This is a genomic window from Aeromicrobium sp. CnD17-E (assembly GCF_024124745.1).
Lineage (GTDB): Bacteria > Actinomycetota > Actinomycetes > Propionibacteriales > Nocardioidaceae > Aeromicrobium.
On sequence record NZ_JAMXRU010000127.1, the window covers coordinates 1 to 7,775 of the forward strand.

Annotated in this window: 6 protein-coding genes; 1 reads left to right on the forward strand and 5 read right to left on the reverse strand. The window is 72.6% G+C overall.

Features of this window, described 5'->3' with window-relative positions:
* The coding region (locus NH339_RS16315) for a crotonase/enoyl-CoA hydratase family protein (RefSeq protein WP_253027078.1) at nt 1–660 on the reverse strand (660 nt) is incomplete at its 3' end.
* Nucleotides 661–703: 43 nt separating this feature from the next.
* On the opposite strand from NH339_RS16315, the gene NH339_RS16320 reads away from it, so the two are divergent.
* The gene (locus NH339_RS16320; protein ID WP_253027079.1) at nt 704–1,078 is read left to right on the forward strand and encodes an arsenate reductase family protein; all 375 of its coding nucleotides are present in this window, start codon (nt 704–706) and stop codon (nt 1,076–1,078) included.
* A gap of 18 nt (nt 1,079–1,096) precedes the next feature.
* Here the strand turns inward: NH339_RS16320 and NH339_RS16325 are convergent, their stop codons facing one another.
* The 4 genes from NH339_RS16325 to NH339_RS16340 form a co-directional block, all read right to left on the reverse strand.
* Entirely contained in the window at nt 1,097–3,031 is a 1,935-nt protein-coding gene (locus tag NH339_RS16325) for an ABC transporter ATP-binding protein (RefSeq protein ID WP_253027080.1), read from the reverse strand.
* A complete protein-coding gene (locus NH339_RS16330; protein ID WP_253027081.1) occupies nt 3,028–4,761 on the reverse strand; it encodes an ABC transporter ATP-binding protein in 1,734 nt (577 codons plus the stop codon). Before NH339_RS16330 ends, NH339_RS16325 begins: the two co-directional genes overlap by 4 nt.
* Nucleotides 4,762–4,808: 47 nt before the next feature.
* On the reverse strand, nt 4,809–6,386 hold the full coding sequence (gene ffh / locus NH339_RS16335; RefSeq protein WP_253027082.1) for a signal recognition particle protein: 1,578 nt from the start codon (nt 6,384–6,386) through the stop codon (nt 4,809–4,811).
* Nucleotides 6,387–6,459: 73 nt separating this feature from the next.
* A partial coding sequence (locus NH339_RS16340) for an HD domain-containing protein (protein ID WP_253027083.1) occupies nt 6,460–7,775 on the reverse strand: 1,316 nt, incomplete at its 5' end.

Here is a 7,775-nt window from a genome sequence, read left to right on the forward strand (position 1 = left end):
GGCCACCGGGAGGTCCCACTGCCCCAGCACCGACGCCCGGTCCGCGCGGAGGCAGGCCTGCGGGAAGGCCGCGAGCTGCTCGGCCAGCTCGTGGGCGACGTCGAGCGCACGTCCAGGGGCGACGACACGGTTGACGAGGCCCATCTGCAGCGCCTCGTGCGCCTCCACGGGGCGCCCGGTGAGGACGAGGTCCATCGCCCGGCCGTGCCCGACGACGCGCGGCAGCCGCACCGTGCCACCGTCGATGAGCGGGACGCCCCAACGACGGCAGAACACCCCGAGCACGGCGTCCTCCGCGGCCACCCGGAGGTCGGCGAGCAGCGCGAGCTCGAGACCGCCGGCCACGGCGTGGCCCTCGATGGCGGCGACGAGGGGCTTCGTCAGCGCCATCCGGGTCGGGCCCATCGGGCCCTGGCCGTCGGGATCCAGCACGTGGCCGCGCTCGGGGTCGGCGACGGCCGACAGGTCGGCGCCCGCGCAGAAGGTCCCTCCCTCGCCGTGCAGCACGGCGACGGAGACGTCGTCGTCGGCCTCGAAGCGTTCGAAGGCAGCCAGGAGGGCCGCGGCGGTCGGACCGTCGACGGCGTTGCGGACGTCGGGTCGGTGCAGGGTGATCGTGCAGACGGCGTCGTCGACGTCGTAGCGGACGGATTCGCTCACGAGACCCACGCTAGCCGTCGGTCCGCGTGGCTACGCTGACCTCATGGCCGACGTCACCGTCCTGCACCACCCGGGCTGCTCCACCTCGCGGCACGCGCTCGAGTCTGCCGCCCGGGCGGGGGTCGAGGTCGAGGAGGTGCGCTACCTGAAGCAGCCGCTCGACCGCGCCACGCTGCTCGCGCTGCTGGAGCGGCTCGAGGACGAGCCCGCCGACCTCGTGCGCAAGGACGCCTTCTTCAAGGACCAGGGTCTGGACGCCGCCGACTACACGACGCCCGAGCAGGTCGCCGACCTCCTGGTCGAGCACCCACGTCTGCTCCAGCGGCCCGTGCTGGTGCGCGGCACGCTGGACGGCCCCGGACGGGCGATCATCGGCCGGCCGAAGGACCGCGCCGACGCCTTCCTGCGCGAGGGCTGACCCGCTCCCCCACACCGCTCACGTGGCGGTGCCGGCGAACTGCGCCGCGTAGAGCCGCGCGTACGCGCCGCCCGCCGCCAGGAGCGTGTCGTGGTCGCCCTGCTCGACGATGCGCCCCGCCTCCATGACCACGATGGTGTCGGCCTCGCGGATGGTCGACAGGCGGTGGGCGACCACGAACGACGTGCGGTCGCGGCGCAGCCGGCCCATGGCCTCCTGCACGAGCGCCTCCGTGCGCGTGTCGACCGAGCTCGTCGCCTCGTCGAGCACGAGCACGGGCGGGTCGGCGTGGAACGCGCGGGCGATGGTGAGCAGCTGGCGCTGGCCGGCGCTGAGGCCTCCGCCACCCTCGTCGACGACGGTGTCGTAGCCGTCGGGCAGCGTCCGGACGAGGTGGTCGACCGACGCCGCCTCCGCTGCACGCACGACGGCGGCGTCGTCGACCTCGCCCACGCGGCCGTAGGCGATGTTCTCGCGGATGGTGCCCTTGAACAGCCAGGCGTCCTGCAGCACGACGCCGAAGCATCGGCGCAGTGCCTGGCGGTCCATCGTGGCGACGTCGACGCCGTCGAGCGTGATGCGCCCGGCGTCGAGCTCGTAGAAGCGCAGCAGCAGGTTGACGAGGGTCGTCTTGCCCGCGCCCGTCGGTCCGACGATCGCGACGGTCGCGCCCGGCTCGGCGACGAGGTCGAGCCCCTCGATGAGCGGCGCGTCGGTGTAGGAGAACGCCACGTCCTCCAGGACCACGCGACCCCGCACGGGCTGCGTCGGCACGAGCGGCGCCGCGCCACCGGGTCCCACGTCGGGGCGCTCGGGCTCGGTGTCGAGCAGGGCCAGCACGCGCTCGGCGGAGGCCATGCCGGACTGCAGGAGATTGACCATCGACGCGATCTGGGTGAGCGGCTGCGTGAACTGTCGCGAGTACTGGATGAACGCCTGGACGTCGCCCACCGTGAGGCTGCCGGTCGAGACCCTGACCGCGCCGATCACCGCGACGAGCACGTAGTTGAGGTTGGAGACGAACATCATCAGCGGCTGGATGACGCCCGAGATGAACTGGGCGCGGAAGGCCGACGTGAACAGGGCGTCGTTGCGGCGCTCGAACTCCTCCCGGACGTCGCGCTGCCGGCCGAAGACCTTGACCACCTCGTGGCCGGTGAAGACCTCCTCGACGTGGCCGTTCACCTTCCCGGTCGCGGCCCACTGGGCGACGAACTGCGGCTGCGAGCGCCGCATCACCGCCTGCGTCAGCCACACGGCGAGCGGGATCGTGGCCAGGGCCACGAGGGCCAGCAGCGGGGAGATCCAGAACATCATGACGAGCGTGCCGACCACCGTGAGCACCGAGGTCAGCAGCTGGCTGATGGTCTGCTGCAGCGACTGGCCGATGTTGTCGATGTCGTTGGTCGTGCGCGACATCAGCTCCCCACGCTCCGTGCCGTCGACGAACGAGAGCGGCAGCCGGTGCAGCGTGGCCTCCACGTCGTCGCGCAGGCCGCCGACCATCCGCTGCACGACGGCGGTGGTGAGCCGGCCCTGCCACCACATGAAGCCCGACGCCAGGACGTAGAGCACGATCGCGCCCGCGAGCACCCAGCCGAGCTCCGTGAAGTCGATGCCCTGCCCGGGGCGCACGTCGGCACCCAGCAGCACGTCCGCGAGACGGTCCTGGCCGTCGGCTCGCAGCCGCTCCACCACCTCGGCCTGGCTCGCGCCGGCCGGCAACCGGGTCGACAGGTAGCCGCTGAAGACGAGGTCGGTCGCGTGCCCGAGGATCCGCGGGCCGAGCACGGACAGGGTCGTGCCGATGACACCCAGCGCGGCGATCGCCGTGACCGTGGCGCGGTCCTGGAGCAGCCGTCGCCCGATGCGTCGCGCAGTGCCCCGGAAGTCCGACGCTCGCTGAGGTGCCATGGCCCCGGCCGCCATGGGTCCGCGTGGTCCGCCGCTCACCGGGCCTCCGCCTCGCTGAGCTGGGACAGGACGATCTCGCGGTAGACCGCGCACGTGTCCATCAGCTCGCCGTGCGTGCCCGTGCCGACGACCGTGCCCTCGTCGAGGACGACGATCCGGTCGGCGTCGCGGATGGTCGAGACGCGCTGGGCGACGGTCACGACCGCGGCGTCGCGGATCAGCGGCCTGAGGGCCGCCCGGAGGGCCGCGTCGGTCGCGTAGTCGAGCGCGGAGAAGGAGTCGTCGAACAGGTAGACCAGCGGACGCTTCACCAGCGCACGCGCGATCGCGAGCCGCTGGCGCTGACCACCGGAGAAGTTGGTGCCGCCCTGCGAGACGGGCGCCAGGAGCCGCTCCGGCAACGCCTCGACGACGTCGCGCGCCTGGGCCACCTCGAGCGCCGCCCACAGCTCGGCGTCGCTCGCGTCGGGGCGGCCGTAGCGCAGGTTCGACGCGACCGTGCCGGAGAACAGGAACGCGCGCTGGGGCACGAGCCCGATGGCCGCCCAGACCGCCTCGGGCGTCATCGTCCGTACGTCCCGCCCGTCGAGCAGCACCTGCCCCGCGGTCACGTCGAAGAGGCGTGGCACGAGGTTGACCAGCGTCGACTTCCCGCTGCCGGTCGACCCGACGACCGCGGTGGTCTCCCCCGGCCTGGCGACGAGGGAGACGCCGTGCAGCACGTCCTGCTCGGCTCCCGGGTAGGCGAAGGAGGCGTCGCGCACCTCCAGCGCGCCGCGGGCCACCGGGGTGTCGTCGGCGTCCGGCGCGGCGACGATGCTCGGCTCGGTCTCCAGGACCTCGGTGATCCGTTCCGCCGACACCTCCGCGCGCGGCCAGAGCATCAGCATGAAGGTCGCCATCATGACGGCCATGAGGATCTGCACGAGGTAGTTCTGGAAGGCGGTCAGCGTGCCGACCTGCAGGTCGCCCGACGCGATGCGGTAGCCGCCGAACCAGGTGGCAGCCACGACCGAGACGTTCATGACGAGCATCACCGTCGGGAACATCAACGCCATCACGCGCCCCGCCGCCACGGCGACGTCGACGTACGCCTGGTTGGCCCGCGCGAAGCGCTCGGCCTCGCGCTCCTCGGTCGCGAAGGCGCGCACGACGCGGATGCCCTGGATCTGCTCGCGCATGACGTCGTTGAGGCCGTCGATCCGCTCCTGCATCTGGCGGAACAGCGGACGCATCGTGCGGATGATGAGACCGACGGCCACCACCAGGACGGGGATGACCACGACGAGCAGGCCGGACAGCTCGACGTCCTGGCGCAGGGCCATCGCGACGCCTCCGACCGCCATGATCGGGGCCGACACCAGGAGCGTCAGCGCCATGAACACGAGCAGCTGCACCTGCTGCACGTCGTTCGTGGCTCGGGTGACCAGCGTCGGCGCGCCGAAGTGGGCGAGCTCGCGCGCGGCGAACCCCTCGACCGCGTCGAACACCCCGGCGCGCAGGTCGCGGCCGAGGGCCATCGCCACCCGCGCCCCCACGTAGACGGCGACGACCGTGCAGGCCACCTGCAGCACGGTGACGAGCAGCATCACCCCGCCCGTGGTCCAGATGCGTCCCACGTCGCCGCGCACGACGCCGTCGTCGATGATCTCGGCGTTGAGTCCCGGCAGGTAGAGGTTGGCGATCGTCTGCGCCAGCTGGAACAGCACGACCACGGCGATCGGTCCGCGGTAGGGCCGCAGGTGGCGGCGCAGGAGCGGGATCAGCACGACGTCAGACTACGTTGCTCCGAGCAACGGTCTGCCGGACGAGCCGCTCAGAGCAGGTCCCTGAGCTCCTTCGGCAGCTCGAAGTCCTGGGCACCCTGCTGGCCGCCGAAGCCGAACGCCTCGGCGCCGTCCTTGGTGGCGGGCTTCTGCTGGGCCGCCTGGGCCCGCTTGGCCGGGTTGCCGGAGACGCGCTTGCCCTTCTTCTTCTGGTTCTGCGGCTTCTGCCGGGCACCGGCCCGCTTGCCGACACCGGGCATGCCGGGGACGCCGCCCATGCCGGGCATGCCTCCGCCCTTGGCCATCTGCTGCATCATCTTGCGCGCCTCGAAGAAGCGGGTGACCAGCTGGTTGACGTCCTGCACCGTGGTGCCCGAGCCCTTGGAGATCCGGGCGCGGCGCGAGCCGTCGATGATCTTGGGGTCGTCACGTTCCTTCGGCGTCATCGACAGGATGATCGCCTTGACCTTGTCGAGCTCGCGGTCGTCGAAGTTCGCGATCTGGTCCTTGAACTGGCCCATGCCCGGGAGCAGGCCCATGAGCTTGCTCATGGACCCCATCTTCGAGAGGGTCTCCATCTGCTTGAGGAAGTCCTGGAGCGTGAAGGTGCCACCGAGCATGCGCTCGGCGTCCTTCTCGGCCTGCTCGGCGTCGTAGACCTTCTCGGCCTGCTCGATGAGCGACAGCATGTCGCCCATGTCGAGGATCCGGCCCGCCATGCGGTCGGGGTGGAAGACGTCGAAGTCGGTGAGCTTCTCGCCCGTGGAGGCGAACATGATGGGCCGGCCGGTGACCTCGCGGACCGACAGCGCGGCACCGCCCCGGGCGTCGCCGTCGAGCTTGGTGAGCACCACGCCGGTGAAGTCGACGCCCTCGGCGAACGCCTCGGCCGTCTGCACGGCGTCCTGGCCGATCATCGCGTCGATGACGAACAGGACCTCGTCGGGGTTCACCGCGTCGCGGATGTCGCGCGCCTGCTGCATGAGGTCGGCGTCGATGCCGAGACGTCCGGCGGTGTCGACCACGACGACGTCGTGCAGGGTGCGGCGGGCCTCGGCGATCGCGTCGCGGGCCACCTGCACGGGGTCGCCGACGGAGCGGGTGCCCTCGGCCCCGCCGTCGCCGCCGCCGGTGTTGCCGGCCTCGGGGGCGAACACGGTGACGCCGGCCTGCTGACCGACGACCTGCAGCTGGGTGACCGCGTTGGGGCGCTGCAGGTCGCAGGCCACGAGCATCGGGCTGTTGCCCTGCTCCTTCAGCCAGCGGCCGAGCTTGCCCGCGAGCGTGGTCTTGCCCGCTCCCTGGAGGCCGGCGAGCATGATGACGGTCGGCGGGTTCTTCGCGAACCGGACGCGGCGCGTCTCGCCGCCGAGGATCGTGACGAGCTCCTCGTTGACGATCTTGACGACCTGCTGCGCCGGGTTGAGCGCCTTGGAGACCTCGACGCCGAGCGCACGCTCCTTGACCCGCGCGGTGAACGCGCGGACCACCGGGACGGCGACGTCGGCATCGAGCAGGGCGAGACGGATCTCGCGCGCGGTGGCGTCGATGTCGGCCTCGCTGAGCCGTCCCTTGCCGCGCAGGTTCTTGAACGCGGACTGGAGGCGGTCTTGCAGGGAGTCGAACATGGGCTCCAGCCTACCGAGCGGGCACGGCGACGCCGACGACCCCGCCCAGTCCAGCCCGCCCAGACCAGCCTCCTCAGACCAGTGCCGCGTCGACCGCCTCGTGCAGCCGACGGGTGGCCGCCTCGTCGAGCGGCTCGCCGTCGGCGTCGACGACGTAGAAGACGTCGCGAGCCTCGTCGCCGTAGGTCGACAGGTGCGCCGAGCGGATCGAGCAGTCGACGGCGGCGATCGCGGCGCAGACGGTCCACACGAGTCCGCGCCGGTCCGCGGCCCGGACCTCCAGGAGGGTGGCCGACTCCGACAGGCCCGGCAGCACCCTGACGCGGGCGGGAAGTCCCTCGACCGGGGTGAGCGTCATGCGTCGCTCGAGCGGCACCTCGCCGGCGAGGACGGGCAGCAGACGCTCGCGCACCGCGCTGGCCAGGAGGCCGGGTCGAGCCACCTCCCACAGCGAGACGGCCGCGTCGTCCTGGGTGACCACGCGCACCGAGCGCACGGCGAGGCCCTGGAGCGCCAGTCCACCGGCGATGAGGGCCATCACCCCGGGCCGGTCGGCGGTGACGACGGTGACGAGCGACCCGCCGTGGTGGTCGACGACGTCGAGCCCGACCTCGCCCCCACGCGCACGTGCCAGGGCGTCGGCGGACGGGAAGGGCAGCTCGGCGGGCCAGCCCTCGTAGGCGTCGGACGTGGTCGCGGGCGCGGCGCCCGCGAGGTGCTGGTGGGTCTTGGCGACCAGGCCCTCGATCAGGCCGCGCCGCCACGAGGTCCAGGCCGTGGGGCCGGTGGAGCGTGCGTCGGCCTGGGTGAGGCTGGACAGCAGGTCGAGGAAGGCGGCGTCGCCGACGATCTCGGCCACGTTGGCCGCCGTGGCCGGGTCCTCGATGTCGCGACGGGTCGCGACCGTGCCGAGGAGCAGGTGCCAGCGCACCAGCCTGCCCACGACGGTGGCGTCGGCCTGCGGGAAGCCCCACCGCAGCGCGACGGCCTCCGCCATCGGCGCACCGACCTCGCTGTGGTCGCCGGGCCTGCCCTTGCCGATGTCGTGCAGCAGCGCGGCGACGGCGAGGAGGTCGGGACGCGCGACGTCGCGGCGCAGCGTCGAGGCCACCACGCACGTCTCGACGCTGTGCCGGTCCACCGTGAACCGGTGCACCGGCGAGCTCGACCCGCGCAGCCGCACGTCGGCCCACTCGGGAAGCCAGTGGTCGACGACGCCCGCGATGTCGAGCTCGTCCCACACCTCGACGAGACCGTGGCCCGCGGTGAGCAGGTCGACGAGGGAGCGGCGGGCCGCGGCCGGCCACGGCTCCTCCAGCCGACCCAGGTCGCGCGCGAGGCGTTGGGCGGTCCCGGCCGCGAACGGGAGTCCGGCCCGGGCTGCGACGG

Bases quoted from the DNA above. Each gene is read 5' to 3' on its own strand.
- NH339_RS16320 (WP_253027079.1), top strand. From the start codon at position 704: ATGGCCGACGTCACCGTCCTGCACCACCCGGGCTGCTCCACCTCGCGG.
- ffh (WP_253027082.1), bottom strand. From the start codon at position 6,386: ATGTTCGACTCCCTGCAAGACCGCCTCCAGTCCGCGTTCAAGAACCTG.